Source organism: Tardiphaga sp. 866_E4_N1_4 (assembly GCF_052076075.1).
In the GTDB taxonomy this organism is placed as follows: domain Bacteria; phylum Pseudomonadota; class Alphaproteobacteria; order Rhizobiales; family Xanthobacteraceae; genus Tardiphaga; species Tardiphaga robiniae.
In genome coordinates this window covers 558,497-577,263 of record NZ_CP197242.1, presented here as the reverse complement: position 1 = coordinate 577,263, position 18,767 = coordinate 558,497, and the positions used below count along the sequence as shown (strand labels likewise).

Sequence of the window (18,767 nt, the reverse complement as noted above, 5' to 3'; positions counted from 1 at the left end):
CGACTTACGGGGCTTGCGCCAGCTCCCGCAAGACAAAACCGCACGCCAGTTAACGCGACTTGATAATGCTGCGGCGCATAAGGATGCCCCTCCGGACGTCATGACCGGCGGAGGACGAACGAGATTGAAAGGCAATTGGACATGAAGGCGCTTCTCAGTGAGACGGCCGGTGGACCCGATACCCTGAAGCTCAGGGACGTCCCCGATCCCACCCCGGGCGACAATGGTGTCGTCATCCGGGTCGCGAAATGCGGCGTAAATTTTCCCGACGGGTTGCTCATACGCGATCTGTATCAGATCAAGCCCCCTAGACCGTTCTCACCCGGTGCGGAAGTATCCGGAACGGTCGAAGCGGTGGGTCCCCAGGTTTCGCGGTTTGCTGTCGGCGACCGTGTGATCGGACGATCCGGTTGGGGTGGCATGGCCGAGAAGATTCTTCTCACGGAAGATCGCTGTATCGGCATCCCCGATGCAATGTCGTTCGACCATGCCGCGGCCTTCATCTTCACTTATGGTACCGCACATTATGCGCTGGCCGATCGGGCGCATCTGCAGGTCAACGAAACTATTCTGGTGCTCGGTGCATCCGGTGGTGTTGGCATCGCGGCGATACAGGTCGCCCGCGCCATGGGCGCGCGCGTCGTTGCTGCTGCATCCTCGCAAGAGAAGGTCGACGTCGCGATCGCCCAAGGTGCGCAGCATGGCATAGTCTACATGCCGGGACCGCTCGATGGTACCGCGGCCAAATCTCTGTCAGCGGAGATAAGAAAGGTCGTCGGCCCTGATGGCGTCGATGTCGTGCTCGATCCCGTGGGCGGATCGTATGCTGAGCCGTCGCTCCGAAGCATTTCGCCGAACGGCAGATATCTCGTCGTCGGATTCACAGCGGGAATCCCCAAAATCCCTTTGAACCTCGTCCTCCTGAAATCCTGCCAGATTGTCGGCGTTGACTGGGGTGCCTTTGTTCGCCGGGATCTCGAGGGAGCCGAGGCAAACGCTATGGCGGCTCTGAAACTCTATAGCGGTGGAAAGTTGCAGCCGGTGATATCGGCGCGATACTCGCTGAGCGATGCGCCAGTAGCGCTGGCACTGCTCGAACAACGAAAAGTATACGGCAAAATCATTATCGACGTCGAAGGAGCTTCGTGACCGGTCTGAATGGGCTTCTCGGCCTTGCCCTGGAACCGCCGTCGCTTCTCTCATCTTTTGCCATTGCCGGTCAAAAGTGTTCGCCCCTGTCCAATACGATCTTGCGTTCCAACGCTACTTGCAAGACGTCGCTGGAGCACAACGCCTCCACTGACGTCGCGCATGTAACAGCGGAGGATTCATCCAATGGACAGTTTTTCAACCAAGGTCGTCATCATAACGGGAGCATCGCAAGGTATAGGAGCGGGTTTAGTCTTGGGGTACCGCAAGGCGGGATGGCGCGTCGTCGCGAACTCGCGCTCGATCAAGGCAGAAAGTTATGCTTCGGACGACGGCATACTGGTCGTTGACGGCGACATTGGAAACGATGGCACCGCCGACCGGCTCATCGAGCACGCCATGAAGAAGTTCGGACGGATCGATAGCCTAGTCAACAACGCGGGCATCTTCACCGCTAAACCGTTCACCGACTAAGCAGCGCTCACGTCTTCCCCCCACACAGAAGCCGCTGCTGCTGCTCGAGTGGCTTGTGCGTACCTACAGCCAACCGAAGGAATGGATCTGCCGGTTCTTGCTGCGTTTGAGGACCGCGCCGGCCACCGAAGAGGCGAGGCCGACGAACGGTTTCAAGGCTGGCTGAAGCACCGGCACTCGACGCGAGATGGCGGCACACGGCCCATCAGGCAACTTAGGATGTCTGGTAAATCCCCTCCGACTCACGTTACGAATTCCGCCGTCAAGGGAGATTGAAATCGGTGAAGAACGACTTCAACGCATTGCCCGGCAGGGTTTGCCATCGAGATTGACGGCCGAGTAAAGTCCGAATTTGCGACCATTGATGGCGCTATGAGCGGCGCTCGGGAGCTCAAAGCCCGTTTTCCGCAGCTCCAAATCCGGATCTACGACGCCCTCAACAAGGACCGTCTGGACGTTCTGACAACCTGATCTACAGACCGCAGCGCCTTCATTTCGGCCTTCCCATCCCCATATCGGCCGCGGTGCCGATTGGATCAGGAGCCGGTTGAGGTCGGCTTGACAGCACAGGAACATAGCGAGAACATATTGCTGAAGAGAGGAGTTTTATGATGCTATCGGATATTCTCAAAGAAGAGCTCGAAGAAGCGCGGGATCACTTCTGGGACGAACATGGGTTTTGCGATCTCACTGCCGAAGAACATGCAAGGCTGGCCTCATTAGCCAAGCTCAAAAATTCAGTCGACGCAATTCCTGGGCTAATGCGTTATCGCGCTGAAGATTTATTTAACGTCAACACGACCAGAGCTCGAGGTATACTGGAGGGAATGATCAGGCACGTCGGAGTGGATTATTTTCCGGAGAACGCTGCTGCGTTCGTCACTGCAATGACTCAGAAGCTGCTCGCTCCGGCGACGGAACGCTATCACGCCAACGACCGATAGGTTAGCGACGCCGTCCCGCCCCTGAAACCGCCTCAGGCTGCAGCCTGCTCGACAACCTCGACAGTCGCATGCGGCAACACTTGAGGAGCAGCCTTAGTCCAACGAATTGCTTCAGCAGGATTCGCCGTCATCAGCTCAAGGTGCCAGACGATCGGTGCTTTTCCCTCTGGCATGGGCGTGGTTACGCGGACTTTGGTCGTTTGCATATCGTCCCCCGAATCTGTGGATGAGGTGATTTTACGCTTGCTCACAGACACCGCCAACCCTTCGCCTGCCTGCCGGACCCAAATTCTAGCGGATGGTCAGCGGCAGCCCGCGTCGCCTTAGTCACCAGCCGCCTCCAATGGGGCAAACTTCGCGTAGCCCCCGCGCCCGCGATGCCCATGACGCTGTCACCCGGTTTGAAATGCGTAACGGCTTCGCCATCGATTGACTCGAAGAACGGAGGTGCACGGCGGACACGCGAGAGCTTTAGAACTGGCGACGTCCGAAATAGATGTGGCATTCGATCCGGAAGACGTTCCGAAAAGTTTGGCCTGCTGCACAGCGTGATGCGCAGCAGCGCCCTGGTAACGCTGCAGTTATTCGTTGAATTATAAGCTCGGCCGAGGGATATGTCCTTCGCCTTTCTTGACGTGGAAGTCGTATCTCATCTTGAACCAAGGGGTCGAGGTTGCTTCCCCGTCTGGCATGATGCGGTAACGAATCAAACCAGTAGACTGGCTCTGGCATGCGGCTAGGGATGAAGCGTCTGCATTGCAACGCTGAGGAAACGACATGTCCGCTAAAAAGAAAACACCACCAGCCACTCACGACGACAACCCGGAATGGACGAAGGCCGACTTCGCCGTCTCGCGCCCGGCCGAAGAGTTACCGCCGAATATCCTCGCTCAGTTCAAAAACAAGCCCGGTCGGCCGCGCTTGGAAAGGCTTCCGCACCCATGACCAAGGACTGACCAAGGGCTTCCGGCAGATAGAAGGCACATCGAGTTGAACAACGGAGGGCTATCACGGACCGAGATCATTCTGATTTTGACGGGGGTGTTGGCTGCTGTTTCGGCAGTCGGGTATTGGAGTTTGAATCTCTCTCGAACAACTCGGCAACGACAGCAAATGCGGGAGCACTATGAACTGAAGAGAGAACTCAATCGTAATGATCCCTTAAAATATTTGCCGGACGCTAAATCGCGCTAGAAACTTACACGCTCTCACGCAGCGGATGGACAATTGCCTCGCCTGACGTCTTGTTAATTCGGATGGAAATAAGGGCCAAAGCATGGGATTTCGTACAAACTTAGATATGAAGCTCAGGCCTTGGCCCTACGTCGCATTGGCCGCCCTATTAGGCGCCTTGGGTGGCCCGATCATTCCCGCGTTCAGATACGGGTCGCTCGTCGCCATCGTCGCCGCCGCTATTATGGGAGCTGCTGTTCTTTCTGTCGTGGCTTGGAGTGTATTGCGACAACGCGGACTGCCTATCAGCGCGACTGTTCAAGACATGGTCGACGCCCGACAGCGCAAGAAGTCTTCACGGTCAGCCCCCGCCCCCAGCGATCATGGGCAAAGCATGCAAGGATGACGCCCGCCCCGCCATCTGCTAAAAATGGCGGGATGAAAGCAGACGGTCGGCTAGCAGTCTTTTGTCTCGTGTGTTTCGCTATTTTGATAGCGGGCATCATGGTCGAGAAATATGGGGATTGCCGCCTAACAACCAAGCTGTCCCAAAATGAGTGCTTGTTCACGCCTGCTCCCTATACCGTGCCATAGGGGCATGCCATTCTACCGGCTCCGGCAAGGTCTCCCGAGTGCTAACAGTAGGATGGGAGATGGCGTAGGTCGCTTCAGCGCAGATGGAAGCGCAGCGCACGACCGTATCACGAGCCATTCAATCGGACCCAAACCATGTCAGTCACGTTCTTTTTGTTTGCCTGCCTCACGTGGTTTCTGATTGCTGGCGCGCTTGCCGCCTGGCCAGACTTAATACACGGCTTTGTTTTCGCTATTGCCGTGCTCGGAACCCACGCTAGCTATGTCCTCTCGTGCCACGCTGTGGTTTCGTTGTTCGCGGCCGCTGAACGCGCTTCTTGTTACGTTCAAATTAGATGGCGCCTAACCGTGCTTTTAGCATTTTACCTTATTGTGCTCGCGACGGCAGGCTATGTCGCATTGCATTTCAGCAGGCCCGGGACGTATCTTGAAGAGAAATTTGTCTACCCGTCCATAGCAGTTGCAGCAGTTTATGTTCTTCGAAGCGTTTTGCGAAACCAAGACGCGCTGGCATCAGCGCTCACGAATAATGCACGAGGAATTCGTGGTTAAAAGAATGCTTGTCGTCGCAACCGTTGTCTTCGCCGCAACATTGCAGCCGGCTAACGCATGCCGCGATCCGAAATGGAACACGCGCACGCTTCTTACTAGTGTTCCGCCTGATTACGATCGCCACTCCGTCGCGGCCCAGGTTGAGATCGTTGCCGTCAACGTCCCTGCGCATAATATTGAGGCGCAATGGTCTCCCGAAGCGACCGTCCGGGTCGTGACTGCTATTAAGGGAACCAAAGTCGGAGACCAATTTATAGTCTCAACGGGCGGGACATCCTGCGACAGCTTCTTCGATCGCAAAGGTGACTACTCCACTTTGCGCCCCTTCATCGTCGGCGGCTTCGTTGAAACAACGGCTAATCGAGGAGCGGTTTTCCTCGGGAGGTGGTTGACCGACCTAACAACGGGAACGCTGCGCGCCCCTTAATGCTTTACCACAAAAGACCGGACGCTGCTCGGTTGCGACATAGCCGAAGTGTATTTGCCATTTGTGATGATTGGGGATGACGCCTTCGGATGGTGCGATCCACATACGGATTCCCTCTGCAGCCCGACGCACTGGATGGAGCAGCCAGCCCCTCCGCACTCGTGAGCATGTCGTTCAGTGGTCCCGGCTGGAGCCCAAAAACGATAGGGGGCGCGAAAACGCGGCCCCTGATTTGATTTACCAGCGGCGCCCGCCGCGCCAGCCCCGGTCCCACCCGCCATAGCGTGGGCCGTATCCATACCGTGGACCGTATCCGTATCGGGGCGCATAGCCGGGGGTGCGGAAGCAACGTCCGAAGCGGTCGCAAACTAGCCTCACCTGCTCGGTGTTATGTCCGACACCTGCGCCGGTTGCCAGACCCAGCGGCATCGCCGATGCCGCACCTGATACTGCCGTGCCTGCTAGAGCGAGCAGCCCGAAAACAGCCAACTTTAACTTCATCTGGTATTTCCTGTATTCAAAAGCCCCAGTCACCACTTACCTGTTCCTTTCTGAACTGGAGCTGAGCGCGCGGATCCCCCCGTCATTTTCCATGGCTTCAGCACTCTGGCGAGAACACCACGCCTCTCGCGGTGACGCCCTCCCCGCCATCGGGTAAAATGGCGGGATGCCGGAACGTTACGATCTGCAAGCCGTTCGTTCATCCATGGCGGCAAGGTGAGGCCACAAGGATGTGTCCGCTGCCAGCCGATCAAGAAACAGCCGTCGCCCACATGAAACTCCCCAGACCGATCGCACTCCAGCCCCAGCCAAAATGCTGACAATCGGCCTCGTCGTTTGGCTCCTCGTAGGCGGGTTAGCAGTGCTAGGCGCGTATGCCTCCCTCCTTCGAGGTTGACCAAGCCTGGTTAGACTATAAGCAGCATAGCTGAACGCATTGCGGCCGCAGGGTGGGGCTAAGGGGTCTCAGTGCTCGTTGACCGCGGCGCCGAGCTTGATCAGGCTCAACGAGCGGTTGGCGGTCTCGCGCAGACGACAGTAGCTCGCACTGCCCCGGTACATGCCGGGCTCGACTTTGTCGAAGACCGCGCAGAAGCGATCACGCGACGCGGCGAAAGTTTTCTGCGAGTGCTTGACCGCCTTGGTCACGTCGGCAAATCCGCAGGCCTGAACCTTTTTTAGCGCCTCATCGGTTTTCTGCGCCAAATGGCGAGTTCGCGCGCCGCGCCGGCTTTCCATTTGGCGACGTCGTCATTCGCGCCCTCTGTCGCTTTGATGCAGGGGGGCGGCGACGAGCCCGACGCTCGCGCCGCCGAAACCGCCGGTTTCTTCCGCGGTCTTCGGGCAGGCATCGATCACTGCAACGTTAGCGGGCGCGGTGCCTTGGCCGAAAGCCATCGATGCGAGCGGGAGGCTTGCAGCGAATATCGCGGCGGCAAGTTTGAGCTTCATTGGAGATCTCCGTTCGCGACTTTAGAGCCCAGCGTTGGTTCACCTGAATGTGGAATATGACGGCGGCCTCGATTAAATCGCGCGCCGTCGGCAACGCTAGGTTCATGCGACTTAGAAGTTGAACAAAATCCCCTCCAAGGCAGACCAAGGTGGCATGAAACGCTTTCTGATTTTCGCGGCTCTCTTCCCGCCTCTCGGGATGCTTGTTTTCAACGCCCCTGACGTGGTCTCGAAAGGCATTCCATCGAGCGTAGATCTATTGGCTTGGCTGATTGCGTCGTATCCGATTGCGATTGTCCCGGCGTTGTTGATGGCGGGGGTGGACCGGGCACTATCGAAAATGCCTCTCCACGTTTTGAAAACGACGGCCGTGGGAGGTCTGATGTCCGCGTCAGTCCTGATCTTTCTCTGGAGCGGGTTCGCGGAGTTCTGGTCAGTTGTGATGGCCATTCTTTTAGGAGCAGTTCCAGCAGCGGTGTGTTCGTGGCTGTCAGATAAACCAATGAGAAGTGTGCATGCGTGAGCAGACACATTGAACTTCTTCGCCGTGGCTCCGTTGAGGCGGACGCCTACCTTTTGAGGACCAATCCAGACCAACTCCGACGGCTTTTGAGCCTCGAAGTAGCGGGATCATCTGCTCCAAGCTCCACGCTGGTAGTACGGAACGTGGAAACTTACGGCCTGCTGTGCGGACTTCTCGCTGAATGCACGCGAGATGGTCGCTGACACATGTTCGTTGAATGCCGCCATGTCAAAGCAGGCGCGCTACCTCCCGCGCTGAGACCAGCTTGCTCACCTTCTTCGGTAAGCTCACAGGGATTCGAACAGCAACCGTAGGCTCGCCGTAGGGACCGCTTCGAGCTGGACGGCCAGCGCGGCGGCGAGCTCCGCCTCTTGCCTCTGGTCTTGCGTAGCTCCGTCAGCAATCTCAAGCGTCCGCGCTATCAACCGGTCGTGTAGTCTTTTTACCCGGCCGTAGAAAATTGACGCCAAGTTGGTCACCATTCACCCAAGCCAACTCACAACGACGAAATGCGAGTCCGGTGGTCGAAAGGAGCAGGAAGAACTCTTTGAGATTGAGACCACGAATGGAAGTCTTGGTTATGAGTTGAGCGCCGGTTTCAGATACATCCTTCATGATGCATTCGCGCCGCCAAGTTCCGTCAATGCCCATAATCCAGACGTTGAAGCCGCGAGCGAAAATAACGCGATGCTCCTTCCGGTGCTCTTCGGTGACCATGGCTAAAATGCCTTAAAAAGGGCAGCCTAGTACCTACGAGCTAACAAGGCGTGAAATGCTAAAGCGCTGACGTTAGTACTGCACCCTCGGCCGGGCGCGTGGACTTTCTGCCCGCCGCACGATGGGCAAGAACTTGACGATGCGGATGTCACGATCTGTAACGTCGGGCATTACCGAAATCACCGTCCCAAATAGCGCGTTGCCGTTCAGACATATCGAGCCGGATCGGTTCGTATACTGAGCCATTTTTGCTCGTCGGACGTCAGCCGGGTCGCTCACTCTCAATTCTAGCATGAGGGCCAGTCACCTTCGTTTCCGAGTAGGCAATACATCTCTCGCAGCAATTAAGCCTACAATCTCATAGTTAACGAATTCGAACCGACGCCAATCAGAGCTAAAACAGGACTGCATTGGATCGACATGTTGAAGAGGGGTATGAGGTTAGTGACGAACGATCGGGCGGCCCTTTCCGCAGGGAGATAGCGTCCGATTCGCCCAAAGACATCTTTGCCGTTTTGCCTGCCGCCGCTGTCACTCACGGAGCGGGTCTCACTGCCGAAGTTCCGAAGGGCATAAAAACGAACGACAAGATCGGTGCGCAGTCTGGCACCGCGACAAACCGCATTTCGATCGCGTCTTCGGCCTCTCGCTGGGATCCGACTGCAAGCTGCGCTTCCGGAGGCAGGTCTCCGCAAAGTGGGAGCGTTTTGCCTTTGGAGCCCGTGCCCGTTCCATTTACATGATGTCTGGTTCATCGCGCACGGAGTGGAAGCACAGCATTTCGGCCGTTCCGGACAAGCGGTACTCGATCACGTTTCGGACGGTGGCAGGTCCCATTGTTCTGGGAGCGATCTAGCTCTTGAGATGCTGCCAAACCTTCGAAATCACGACGGAACCCTCCCCGACCGAGGAGGCTACCCTCTTGACCGATCCGGAACGGACATCGCCGACGGCGAAGATGCCGGGCCGCGAGGTGGCATACGGAGAATCCTTGTTGGCTTCCGCTCCCGTCAGCACGAAGCCGTTTTTGTCGAGTTCGACCATGTCGGAAAGCCAGGCCGAGTTCGGCTTTGCTCCGATCATGACGAAGACAGAACAAGCGGAGATTTCGCGATCGGTCCCGTCGCGAGAATTGCGCAGCGTAACCGCATGCACCTTATCCGACCCGTGCACCGCTTTGACCTCGGTATCGTATTCGATCGATATCGCCGGATCGGCCTCAAGCCTGCTGGACAAATAGTTCGACATCGACGCGGCCAAGGACGGCCCTCGGACGATGAGGCGGACGTGGCTCGCCGAGCGGCAGAGAAACATCGCCGCCTGGCCCGCGGAATTACCGCCTCCGATGACGACCGTCTCCAAGTTCTTGCAGTATCGCGCCTCGTTCTCGGTCGCGGCGTAATAGACGCCGGCTCCCTCAAGTTCAGCCAACCCGTCGATCGGCGGACGGCGATACTGAACACCGGTCGCGATGACGACGGCCCCGCTACGGACGCGTTGGCCGTTGTCGAAGGTGGCGCAGAATCCGTCGCCGAGCGGCTCCAGCTTAGCCACACGTCGAGGAATGACGAAACGGGTGCCGAACTTCATCGCCTGGACCTCGCCGCGCCAGACGAGGTCGGCGCCGGAAATCCCGGTCGGAAATCCCATGTAGTTCTCGATCCGGCTCGACGTGCCTGCCTGCCCTCCGATCGCGGTATCCTCCACGACGAGCGCCCGCAATCCCTCGGCACCGGCATACACGCCTGCCGCGACCCCTGCCGGGCCGGCGCCGACGATCAATACGTCGAAGGCCTCATCTTCCGGAAGATCGCGGCTGACGCCCATCAGGCGGCCGACCTTATCAGGGGTGGGCTCGCTCACTTGTTCGCGACCGAAGATGACCGCCGGGGTGTTGGGCGCCACGCCACAGGCTGACGCAATATCTTCTGCCTCCCGACTGCCCAGGCCGTGAGACGAGTATGGCAAACGATTGCGGCTGACGAAGTCGCTGATCCTCCGCACGTCCCGGTCGGCTTCGACGCCGATCAGCACGAGCGAGCCGTATCCACTGTCCAACTGGCGACGACGACGCGCCGCCAGAACCGTGATGATGATGTCTGACATTTCCGGAATCTGGGACATCAGCGTCAGCATCTCGCCCCGCGGCACCTCAATGACACGCGTCTCGCGGACTGCGCGCAGGGGCATTGACCAGACACCGCCGTTCAGCAGCGAGATCTCGCCCATGAACTGCGCGGGCCCCAACGTCGCCGAAAGGTGACGCTCGCCCGTGAACGAATTCACCACCTCGAGCTCTCCATCCTCGATGTAGACGAAACGATCAACTGGATCGCCGGGCTGGACGACGACCTTGCCCGCCGGATAATGCGCAATCTTACCTGCCGCCCTTAGCGCGGCGACGTGGGAGTCGGCCAGCGGTACACGCTGCATCTCGTTCAAGTCGCGGCCAATCGTTTCCAAGCCAGTTCTCCGTCGGTTTTGTGTGGCCGGACCTACAACATCGTGACGCCACGTCGAGCGGCGCTACGCTGCCGCGCTACAGGCCGGTTCGATCTCGGACTCTTGCCTCTTTGCGTTCATCAGATTGAGTAGGCTAGCGGCGGCCCGGGCATCGGATAGAGCGCGATGATGGTCCTTAAGGTCGATGTCGAAGGCTTTGCACAGGTTGCCCAGGCTGTAGGACTTGTGGCCCGGAAACCGCCTGCGCATTCCAGCGCACGTGCAGACCTTGGGAAACCGAAACCGCTTCTCCAGGCGCCCGAATTCGCTGCTCAAGAATCCATAGTCGAAGTTGACGTTGTGGGCTACGAAGATGCCGTCCCCCATAAAATCCATGAAACTGTCGGCGACCTCCGCGAACAGCGGCGCTCCTCGCACCATTTCGTTCGTGATACCGGTCAGCTGCACGATCTTGGAAGGGATCAATCTCTGCGGGTTCAGCAATGAATGCCACTCCCCCACGGCCTGGTGATTGCGGATCCTCACGGCGCCGATTTCGGTGATGCGGTCGGATGATGCCCATCCGCCCGTGGTCTCGATGTCGACAACGACGTAGTCTTGGTTGGGGTCGAAGCGGTAGTCGACGCGTCCAATCTCGGCCGGAATTCCGGCGTTGGCCAACTGACGGAGGCGCGTCAATTGATTACGGCGGATGACGTCGCCCTCCGCCTTCACCTCGATAAACGAGACCTCACCGTCCTTGGCCATCATGAGGTCTGGAAAACCGTCGCGCATTGCGCGGAAATCGTCGCACATCTTACGAAGGATCGCGGCAAGACCATCATTGCTGGCCCCCGTCAGAAGCAGGCGCAGTGCCTCGACATCGACGTGATCCCACGCGAACACGCCGTTCGGCCGTCCCCATTTCGCAGCAACGGTCTTGAGAAGCTGCTTCAGCGCATTTCCGGATCGGACTGCTCCAAGCTTATCTTCGATCTGTCCTGCGAACTGTCGTGAGAATCTGCGGTCTTTGAGGCATTGCGGCAACCAGTCGAAGCCGCTGTGCAGTTGGCCGGATTCAAAGAGTTCATCCCAGAGCCCGAACAGCGATTGCCAGAGCGTATTCTCGGCAAAGAACACGTGAAAACCCTTGCGCCGCATGACGCCGGCGACACCGGCCTCCGGACTGCCACGATATGTGTCATCGACCGTGATCGTGCTTGCCGAGCGCAGCAGTTCTGTACAGACGCCCGTCCTTCGCCCGCCGAACTTGCGCGCGTAGAAGTCGGATGCAAACGTGAACTCTTCGTCGCTCGCCGGATCGTCGATCATCTCGCGAAGTAAATCCTCCGCTTCGGCCTTGTCCCCTGCTCCATACGAGAGCCGCACCAGTCGCTCCCGGCAATCCGCGGATAACCCAACCCGGTAGAGTTGATGCGCGAGTTCACTTTCGCCGAGCTTCTCGAAGAATTGACCGACCTGGCACGCAGCACGCCCACGCAGATCCGCGGCGTATTCGCTTGGGCAATGAGGGCCGCCAAGTATTTCGACGACCGCCAGCCGATGGACATTGACTGACTTTGTCGCAAGACTGTCGAGCAGCCGACTGTAATGGAAGCATGACCGCGCCTCATCGCCGTCCGCAAAACGCGCGCTGAACGAAGACGCCTTATTGGTTTGCAATATCCCGAGGTCGCGCAAGGCGAAGTTCTTCAGGTCGTCCTCGGTCTTGCCGAAGTACAGGTAGAGCAGAAATTCGACCGGCCCGGTGTCGTCCAAAGCGACGAAGCGATGTCCGCCGCAATGCTCGAACGCGGTCGAAAACGGCACGCCTGTCAGGAAGAATTCGATGAGCCTAGGTTTCGACCAGGATGTACGGACACCCGAGAAGCCCGCGACCTTCGCGCCCTTCAACAATTCAGTCTTAGGAAGGCACGCCAGGAACTGCCCATAGTCCGCGTCGCGCAGCGGTCTGGCGTGGCCCGCCGCATGCAAATCGGCGAGCGCCCGTTCGAGGTTGCTGATCTCCTCGTATCTGAAGTGGCCGCTGTTGAAGATCGCACCGCGTCGATTGATCATACGGATCAGCAGACACCGCGCATCCCGTGAGAAGCCGTTGAATCGCGCGACGAACGCACGATGCTCATCCGCCAAAACCGAACCGTACGTCGTTTCGACAAACGACAGCATCTCAGTGAAATGGTCGAGGTAGTAGTACACCGGCAATACGGGCAGCTTCATGGGAGAAAAAGCGCCCACAGCGATCCGACGATGCCGGACTTCAGGTCTCTGCCGTCACATCGGGGTCGGACCGGCGATGCCTTGCCTTCAATCTCAAGCTTGAACTGTTCAGGCGGCAAGGTCCGCATCCTTGCGCTCCCCAAACTTCTCAAGAATCCGGATTCGGATTTCCTCGGCCGCCGGGCCGCGAGTCTTTCGAAGTTGGCACCAGAGCCGAATAAGTTCCTGCTGCTTCGCGTTGTCCATGGAAATCCTCCATTGAGGATACAGAACATAATAGGAACGCTTTTGCAAGACCGCGGTTATCTGGAACACAGAGAAGATCGCTAGCTTGCGCATTCTGCCCTCCGCTTTTTGGGGACGAGAACGGGCATTCGCCGGGCCGTTGTTCGCGAACACTTCCGAAGATTTGAGGTGCGAAAATTGAAGCAGCGCATGCAAACTGTGAACATCGCCGATCAGCGATGAGCGTACCGATGCTACCTGACCGCGACCTTGCCTCGCGCGTCAAAACTCGGTTTGCCGTGCGCACGCCTGGCTGGGTGAAGGCCGATGACATCATCGCCGCAAAAATGCCGGGGAAGAACCGAGTCGGTGCGACGATTGGCGCTGCGACTTTTTAGAGGTTCAAAGAACACATCAAACCACGCGACTTCCTGCAACCGACGCGGGTTTCGGCGTGTCATGGCAGCAACAAACGGAAACCCAATCGAAGGTTTAGACTGCTTCTACGTTCCACCTTCTATGACGGGAGTTCCAATACGTTAGACCGCACTCTGGAAACGCCGCAGAAGCTGGCAATGACTTGGGGTGCCTGAACGTGAACGTGAATAATCTGGCTCGGACCGTCTGCCTAAGCGCGGTGAGTTATCTCGCATTGTCGATCGATCTCGCGAGCCCGGCTATTGCCCAGTCCACCGTGCTCCCGGCCGTCACGGTTGATTCTCCGTCACGTCAAAGCACCCGCCGCGTCACGCCATCGCGCCGCGTATCGGCCACGCACGCTGTGCCGCGCCGTGCGGCGGCGCCGATGCAAGCTACTGCGCCCGTGCCCTATATCGTGCCTGGACGCGGCACTATCGGCGCATTGACGACAACTTATGCCGGTGGTCAGGTCGCGACCGGCGGTCAGGTCGGCTTGCTCGGCAATCGCGGCGTGCTGGATACGCCGTTCAACCAGACGACCTATACGCGGGAGTTCGTCGAGAACACGCAGGCGCGCACGCTGGCTGACGTTCTGCTGAACGATCCCTCGGTAGGCTCGGCGCTGCCGCGCAATATCGGCCGTGAGCAGCCGGTGATCCGCGGCTTCCTGCTCGGCAATTCGAGCGTCGGCTTCAACGGTTATTTCGGCCTGATCGGCAATAACAATTTCAACGTCCTCGATGCCGTCGAGCGCGTAGAGGTCATCAAGGGCCTCAACGGCCTGCTCAATGGCCAGTCCCCGGACGACTCTGTCAGCGGTGCCATCAACCTCGTGATGAAGCGCGCGCGCAACGAGCCTATCGCCGAACTCACCACCTCTTTCGCATCGCGCGGCCAGGGCGGCGTGCATCTCGATGTCGGCCAGCGCTATGGCGAGCACAAGGAATACGGCATTCGCTACAACGGCAGCTATCGCGACGGCAAGACCGAGGTGGACAATCAGAGCCTGCGGGATGAGTCCCACGCGCTGGCACTGGATTATCGCGGCGAGCGCGTGCGCGTCTCCGCCGACATTCTCTACAACGAGTTCAGCGGCAGCGGCCTCGGCGCGCGCAACACGCTTGCGACGTCGCTCCCCGGCGTGCCGGCCGCGCCCTCGCCGACCAATTTCTGGAATCCGTCCTGGACCGGCATCAAAGGCGAGAACACGGCGGCGCTGTTTCAGGCAGAAGTCGACGTCACCGACTGGCTGACCATCTATGGCGGCGGCGGCTTCTTCGACAATGCCATCACGCCGGTCATCTCCAATCCAACCATCATCAACGCCCGCGGCGACACCACGGCATCGCCCTTCGTGAACCGGCAGGACCGCCACAACCACACCGAACAGGCCGGCTTCCGCGCCACGGTGGAGACCGGTCCGGTGCTTCACGAGATCAATTTCAACACCACGCTGTGGAGCAACCAGATCGACAGCTCGCGCACCAATGGCACGCCGGTCACGTCCAACATTTACAATCCGCAGCCGTCACCGTTCCAGGCGATCCCGTTGCAGGAGGTGGTCAAGGCCAATACCAGTTCGTTGAACAGCTATGGCATCGCCGACACCATGTCGGTGCTGAACAAGCGTATCCAGTTCACCATGGGAATCCGCCGCCAGGAAGTCGCGTCGGCGGCGTTCGATGCGATCACCGGCGCTAGCACATCGAGCTACAGTTCCGGCGCGTGGTCGCCGGCCTATACGCTCATCATCAAGCCGCTGGAGAATGTCTCGGTCTACGCAAATTACATCGAAGGCCTGCAGATGGGCACGATCGTGGACTCGACGTTCCAGAACCGTGGCCAGATCTTCCCGCCCTACAAATCAACGCAGCATGAAATGGGCGTGAAGGTGGATTGGGGCCGCTTCACCACGACTGTGGCCGCCTATGACATCTCGCAGCCGGCGCAGATCAGCATTTCGAATCCGCTGCCTCGGCTTCCGACCTATTCCATCGACGGCCTGAACCGCAATCGCGGCGTCGAGATCAACACTTTCGGCGAACTCATGCCCGGCTGGCGCCTGCTTGGCGGCGCCTCCTTCATGGATGCCCGTCAGGAGAAAACTCAGAACGGCACAAACGACGGCAAGCGCGCGGTCGGCATTCCCGACGTACAGGTCAGCCTCGGCACCGAATGGGATACCCCTTTCGTCAATGGCCTGACGCTGACCGGCCGCGCCATTCACTTCGGCGATGCCTATGCGGATGCAGCCAACCGGTTTCTGATTCCCAACTGGACGCGGTTCGATCTCGGCGCACGCTACACATTCGCATCGCCCTGGAACGGCAAGCCGATTACACTGCGGTTTGCGGTGGAGAATGTCGCCAACAGCGCATTCTGGATGACCAGTTCGGCGGACAGGCAGATCTACCTCGGCGCACCGCGCACCTATCTCGCATCGACCACGTTCCGCTTCTGATATGAGGCATGCTGGGAACGTGACAACCATGACAAAGGACGCGTGCAGAACCGGACTGCTTCGACACCCGGCCTGCGTGTGGCTTGAGGCATGGTGCGCATGATCTCATTCTCCGTCTTCATTCATAAATGGACGGGACTGTTCACAGCGGTCTTTCTCATCATCGCCGGCGTGACGGGGAGCCTGCTTGCCTTTGAGAAGGAGCTCGAGGCCCTCGTCAACCCAGAGCAATATGTGGTGCAGCCGCGCGTCGATGCGCAGGGGAAGCCCGCTGCCATGCTGGATCCGTTCGAGCTATATGCACGGGCCGTCACGGCGCTGCCGGGCTATCAGATCTTCGGCTTTCCATTTCTGCGCGATGCCGATCGTTCGGTCCGCTTCAACCTCACGCGCAGCGATTCGAATCTGGCCGATGCAGATCAGGCGTTTTTCGATCCGTATGACGGACGCCTGCTTGGCATCCGCAAATACGGCGCGACGCCGTTCGACCGCACCACGCTGATCGGCTTCATCTACCGCCTCCATTATGCGCTCGCGCTACCGAAGCCTTACGGCGAATGGTTGTTCGGCATCGTCGCGCTGGTGTGGACGGTGAATTGCTTGGTCGGCATCGTGTCGACATTTCCGCGGATTTCGCCATTCTGGCGGCGCTGGCTGCCGGCCTGGCTGATCAAGCGCAATGCCAGCACTTATCGTCTGCATTACGACATCCATCGCGCCTCCGGCCTGTGGCTATGGGGCGTGCTGTTCCTGTTTGCGTGGTCGAGCGTCATGCTCAATCTGCGGCAAGAGGTCTACACGCCTGTGATGTCCACCTTCCTCGAATTCAGGAAGGCGCCGGAGCGCCGCAAGGCGGATGTGAGCAAGCCGCTGCTTGGCTGGCAACAGGCCTATGACATCGCCGTCCGGACCATGGATGACCTCGCGGCGACGGAAGGCTTCACCGTCAATTTCCGCAGCCAGCTGTTCTACAATCGCGGCTTGGACGCGTTCATCTACTATGCGAACACCTCGCGGGACGTCCAGAACGATCGCGGCCAGACCGGCGTGTTCATCGATGCCCGCAGCGGCGCGCTGCTCGGCACGCGCATTCCCACCGGTGAATATTCGGGAGACACCGTAAGCCGCTGGCTGCAGTCGCTGCATATGGCAAAAGTATTCGGCCTGCCCTATCGCATCTTCGTCGCGATCATCGGCATGGCTCTCGCCATCAGCGCTTACACGGGGCTGTATATCTGGTGGAAGAAGCGAAAGGCTCGTACCAGAAAATACCGCTTAGACGTCCGTTCACACACATGCCTTTAGCTGGTACTGCCGAAACGGACGCGTTAGGCGAACCTGCATTGACAATCTATTCGCCAAGGACTGGACGATTGCGTAGAGCAAGTTCGATGCAGTCGACCAGGCGCACGACTGGTTGAGGCTCGGCCTCGCTGAAGGCAAACACCCTAGCGAAAACTGCTTTCAAACCGCCGCCATCAAAGCTTCTTACTATCGAGCCAGATGCGGATGACCTGGACGAGTTCTGCCTTGCGTTCCAGCGGTAGCCAATGTCCGCCGGGCAAGCTCCTCACAGTAAGGTCCGAGCAGGCCGCGCGCATTGGGTCGCCCTGGCGATTTCCGATGATGGTGCAGACCTGATCGAAGTCGCCGTTGACGAACAACACTGGCTGCGAAAGGCGGCCGCCATCGGGTGCTTCGCGGGCATAGGCGATGTCGGCGTCGTCGTTCATGTACCACGCGCAGGAGGGAGCGAAACCACGAGCCTCGAACGACTGCACCAATACGTCGAAGTCCGCCGACGGCCATATAGCCGGGTCAGGGTTGGTCGGCGGGGCGCGGTGCGTTTTGCCGAAGCGTCCTCCGTTGCGAGTGACCACCGCAAGCGGCGCCACCTTGCCGATGGCGGCGGGATCGCCCGACCGAAAGATCGAGGCCAGAGATGCCGCCTTATCAGCATCTAGGTCGGCGACCGCCGTCTCGAAATGCTTCGTGTAGTAACGGTAGTAGTCCCACTGGCCATCGGGATACTGCTCATGCGGATAGATCGCTCGGTCGACCAGTGGGACAATTGTTCGCAGGGCGTGTCCATCCGGTTGATACGCCAGCGAGGTCAGCACGACGCCACGGCTGCGCTCGGGCTGATGCGCGACCAGTTCACCGACCACAACACACCCCCAATCGTGGCCGATCCAGATCGCAGGCTCGCCGCCCAGATGGTCATGGAGGTCCGCCATGTCCGCCACAACGTCCTCGATCGCATATGCATCATGGGTTGCGGGGGCCGACGAGCCGCCGAAGCCGCGTAGATCGGGAGCCACGCAGCGCCAGCCGTCGGTGGCGAACGCGTCCATTTGGGCTCGCCACATCAGACTGATACTCGGCCAGCCGTGCAGAAAAATCATCAACGGTCCATCAGCCGGGCCGCATTCGATGTAGTGCGACGTGTGATGAGGCCTGCTGAAAGTGCGCGAAATCAGCGGGGGCCGATGGAAGTCTGTCATGATTGAATACTCCGGCTGAATTCAGCGGTCCTTGAACTTGAAAGAGTTCCCGTGCGCTTGCTTCTACGCCATTGACGATGCACTTTAAAAAAAAAACGGCGGCTTTGCACTTGAGCGGCCGCTCGGCAACCTCCCGGCCCTGCGCGATCAACACATCGACCTGCTCGACGACGGAGACCGCCGCAAGACTCAAGGACACATCGGATTAAACAACGCGAACTCTTCGATCTACAATTGGTGAATCCCCGTGACGCGCTCCCCACCATCGGGTGAATGGGATATGGCTTCTCCGAACTCAGTGGCTTACTTGGAATCTGCGAGTGGCGATGACGAACCCGCGAATAGCCATAGCGTGTTTAATTTTGGTAGTCCTGATGGCGGCCTTCTTCGTGGCCGAAATGCATACCTCATGCAAACAAAAGCATGGGCCGGACTACAAGTGCTATCCGGGCGGCCGACGGCTGGTGCG

At 58.8% G+C, this 18,767-nt stretch carries 15 protein-coding genes and 1 pseudogene; 8 read left to right on the top strand and 8 right to left on the bottom strand.

Going from position 1 to position 18,767, the window contains the following annotated elements; translation table 11 throughout:
• Positions 1–141 precede the first annotated feature (141 nt).
• From AB8B20_RS02970 to AB8B20_RS02960, 3 genes and pseudogenes are all read left to right on the top strand, one after another.
• Positions 142–1,149: an NADPH:quinone oxidoreductase family protein gene (locus tag AB8B20_RS02970; RefSeq protein ID WP_439071634.1), complete on the top strand. Its 1,008-nt coding sequence runs from the start codon at positions 142–144 to the stop codon at positions 1,147–1,149.
• Positions 1,150–1,335: 186 nt separating this feature from the next.
• Positions 1,336–1,620, top strand: a pseudogene (locus tag AB8B20_RS02965) (SDR family NAD(P)-dependent oxidoreductase); the annotation flags it as partial.
• Positions 1,621–2,234: 614 nt separating this feature from the next.
• A complete protein-coding gene (locus tag AB8B20_RS02960; protein ID WP_439071633.1) occupies positions 2,235–2,567 on the top strand; it encodes a hypothetical protein in 333 nt (110 codons plus the stop codon).
• Positions 2,568–2,599: 32 nt separating this feature from the next.
• Here AB8B20_RS02960 and AB8B20_RS02955 read toward each other — a convergent pair whose 3' ends face one another.
• A complete protein-coding gene (locus AB8B20_RS02955) occupies positions 2,600–2,818 on the bottom strand; it encodes a hypothetical protein (RefSeq protein WP_439071632.1) in 219 nt (72 codons plus the stop codon).
• Between the two features lie 526 nt (positions 2,819–3,344).
• On the opposite strand from AB8B20_RS02955, the gene AB8B20_RS02950 reads away from it, so the two are divergent.
• Together AB8B20_RS02950 and AB8B20_RS02945 are read left to right on the top strand one after the other, a co-directional pair.
• Entirely contained in the window at positions 3,345–3,512 is a 168-nt protein-coding gene (locus AB8B20_RS02950; RefSeq protein ID WP_439071631.1) for a hypothetical protein, read from the top strand.
• 1,294 nt (positions 3,513–4,806) lie between these two features.
• A complete protein-coding gene (locus AB8B20_RS02945) occupies positions 4,807–5,313 on the top strand; it encodes a hypothetical protein (protein WP_439071630.1) in 507 nt (168 codons plus the stop codon).
• A 966-nt stretch (positions 5,314–6,279) separates the two neighbouring features.
• Here the strand turns inward: AB8B20_RS02945 and AB8B20_RS02940 are convergent.
• Positions 6,280–6,552 carry a hypothetical protein gene (locus AB8B20_RS02940; RefSeq protein ID WP_439071629.1) on the bottom strand — a complete coding sequence of 91 codons (273 nt, stop codon included), beginning with the start codon at positions 6,550–6,552 and terminating at the stop codon, positions 6,280–6,282.
• Between the two features lie 12 nt (positions 6,553–6,564).
• Entirely contained in the window at positions 6,565–6,765 is a 201-nt protein-coding gene (locus AB8B20_RS02935; RefSeq protein ID WP_439068330.1) for a hypothetical protein, read from the bottom strand.
• A 154-nt stretch (positions 6,766–6,919) separates the two neighbouring features.
• On the opposite strand from AB8B20_RS02935, the gene AB8B20_RS02930 reads away from it, so the two are divergent.
• Positions 6,920–7,288 carry a hypothetical protein gene (locus AB8B20_RS02930; protein WP_439071628.1) on the top strand — a complete coding sequence of 123 codons (369 nt, stop codon included), beginning with the start codon at positions 6,920–6,922 and terminating at the stop codon, positions 7,286–7,288.
• A 405-nt stretch (positions 7,289–7,693) separates the two neighbouring features.
• Here AB8B20_RS02930 and AB8B20_RS02925 read toward each other — a convergent pair whose 3' ends face one another.
• The 4 genes from AB8B20_RS02925 to AB8B20_RS02910 form a co-directional block, all read right to left on the bottom strand.
• Positions 7,694–8,005: a PilZ domain-containing protein gene (locus tag AB8B20_RS02925; protein WP_439071627.1), complete on the bottom strand. Its 312-nt coding sequence runs from the start codon at positions 8,003–8,005 to the stop codon at positions 7,694–7,696.
• A gap of 852 nt (positions 8,006–8,857) precedes the next feature.
• Positions 8,858–10,468 carry an FAD-dependent oxidoreductase gene (locus tag AB8B20_RS02920; RefSeq protein WP_439071626.1) on the bottom strand — a complete coding sequence of 537 codons (1,611 nt, stop codon included), beginning with the start codon at positions 10,466–10,468 and terminating at the stop codon, positions 8,858–8,860.
• A gap of 63 nt (positions 10,469–10,531) precedes the next feature.
• Positions 10,532–12,688 carry an exonuclease domain-containing protein gene (locus AB8B20_RS02915; RefSeq protein WP_439071625.1) on the bottom strand — a complete coding sequence of 719 codons (2,157 nt, stop codon included), beginning with the start codon at positions 12,686–12,688 and terminating at the stop codon, positions 10,532–10,534.
• Between the two features lie 108 nt (positions 12,689–12,796).
• A complete protein-coding gene (locus AB8B20_RS02910) occupies positions 12,797–13,027 on the bottom strand; it encodes a hypothetical protein (RefSeq protein ID WP_439071624.1) in 231 nt (76 codons plus the stop codon).
• Between the two features lie 481 nt (positions 13,028–13,508).
• Between AB8B20_RS02910 and AB8B20_RS02905 the strand changes: the two genes are divergently transcribed.
• Both AB8B20_RS02905 and AB8B20_RS02900 read left to right on the top strand, forming a co-directional pair.
• Entirely contained in the window at positions 13,509–15,794 is a 2,286-nt protein-coding gene (locus tag AB8B20_RS02905; RefSeq protein WP_439071623.1) for a TonB-dependent receptor, read from the top strand.
• A gap of 99 nt (positions 15,795–15,893) precedes the next feature.
• A complete protein-coding gene (locus AB8B20_RS02900) occupies positions 15,894–17,099 on the top strand; it encodes a PepSY-associated TM helix domain-containing protein (protein ID WP_439071622.1) in 1,206 nt (401 codons plus the stop codon).
• 173 nt (positions 17,100–17,272) lie between these two features.
• On the opposite strand, the gene AB8B20_RS02895 is transcribed toward AB8B20_RS02900, so the two are convergent.
• The gene (locus tag AB8B20_RS02895; RefSeq protein WP_439071621.1) at positions 17,273–18,298 is read right to left on the bottom strand and encodes an alpha/beta fold hydrolase; all 1,026 of its coding nucleotides are present in this window, start codon (positions 18,296–18,298) and stop codon (positions 17,273–17,275) included.
• Between the last annotated feature and the right edge of the window lie 469 nt (positions 18,299–18,767).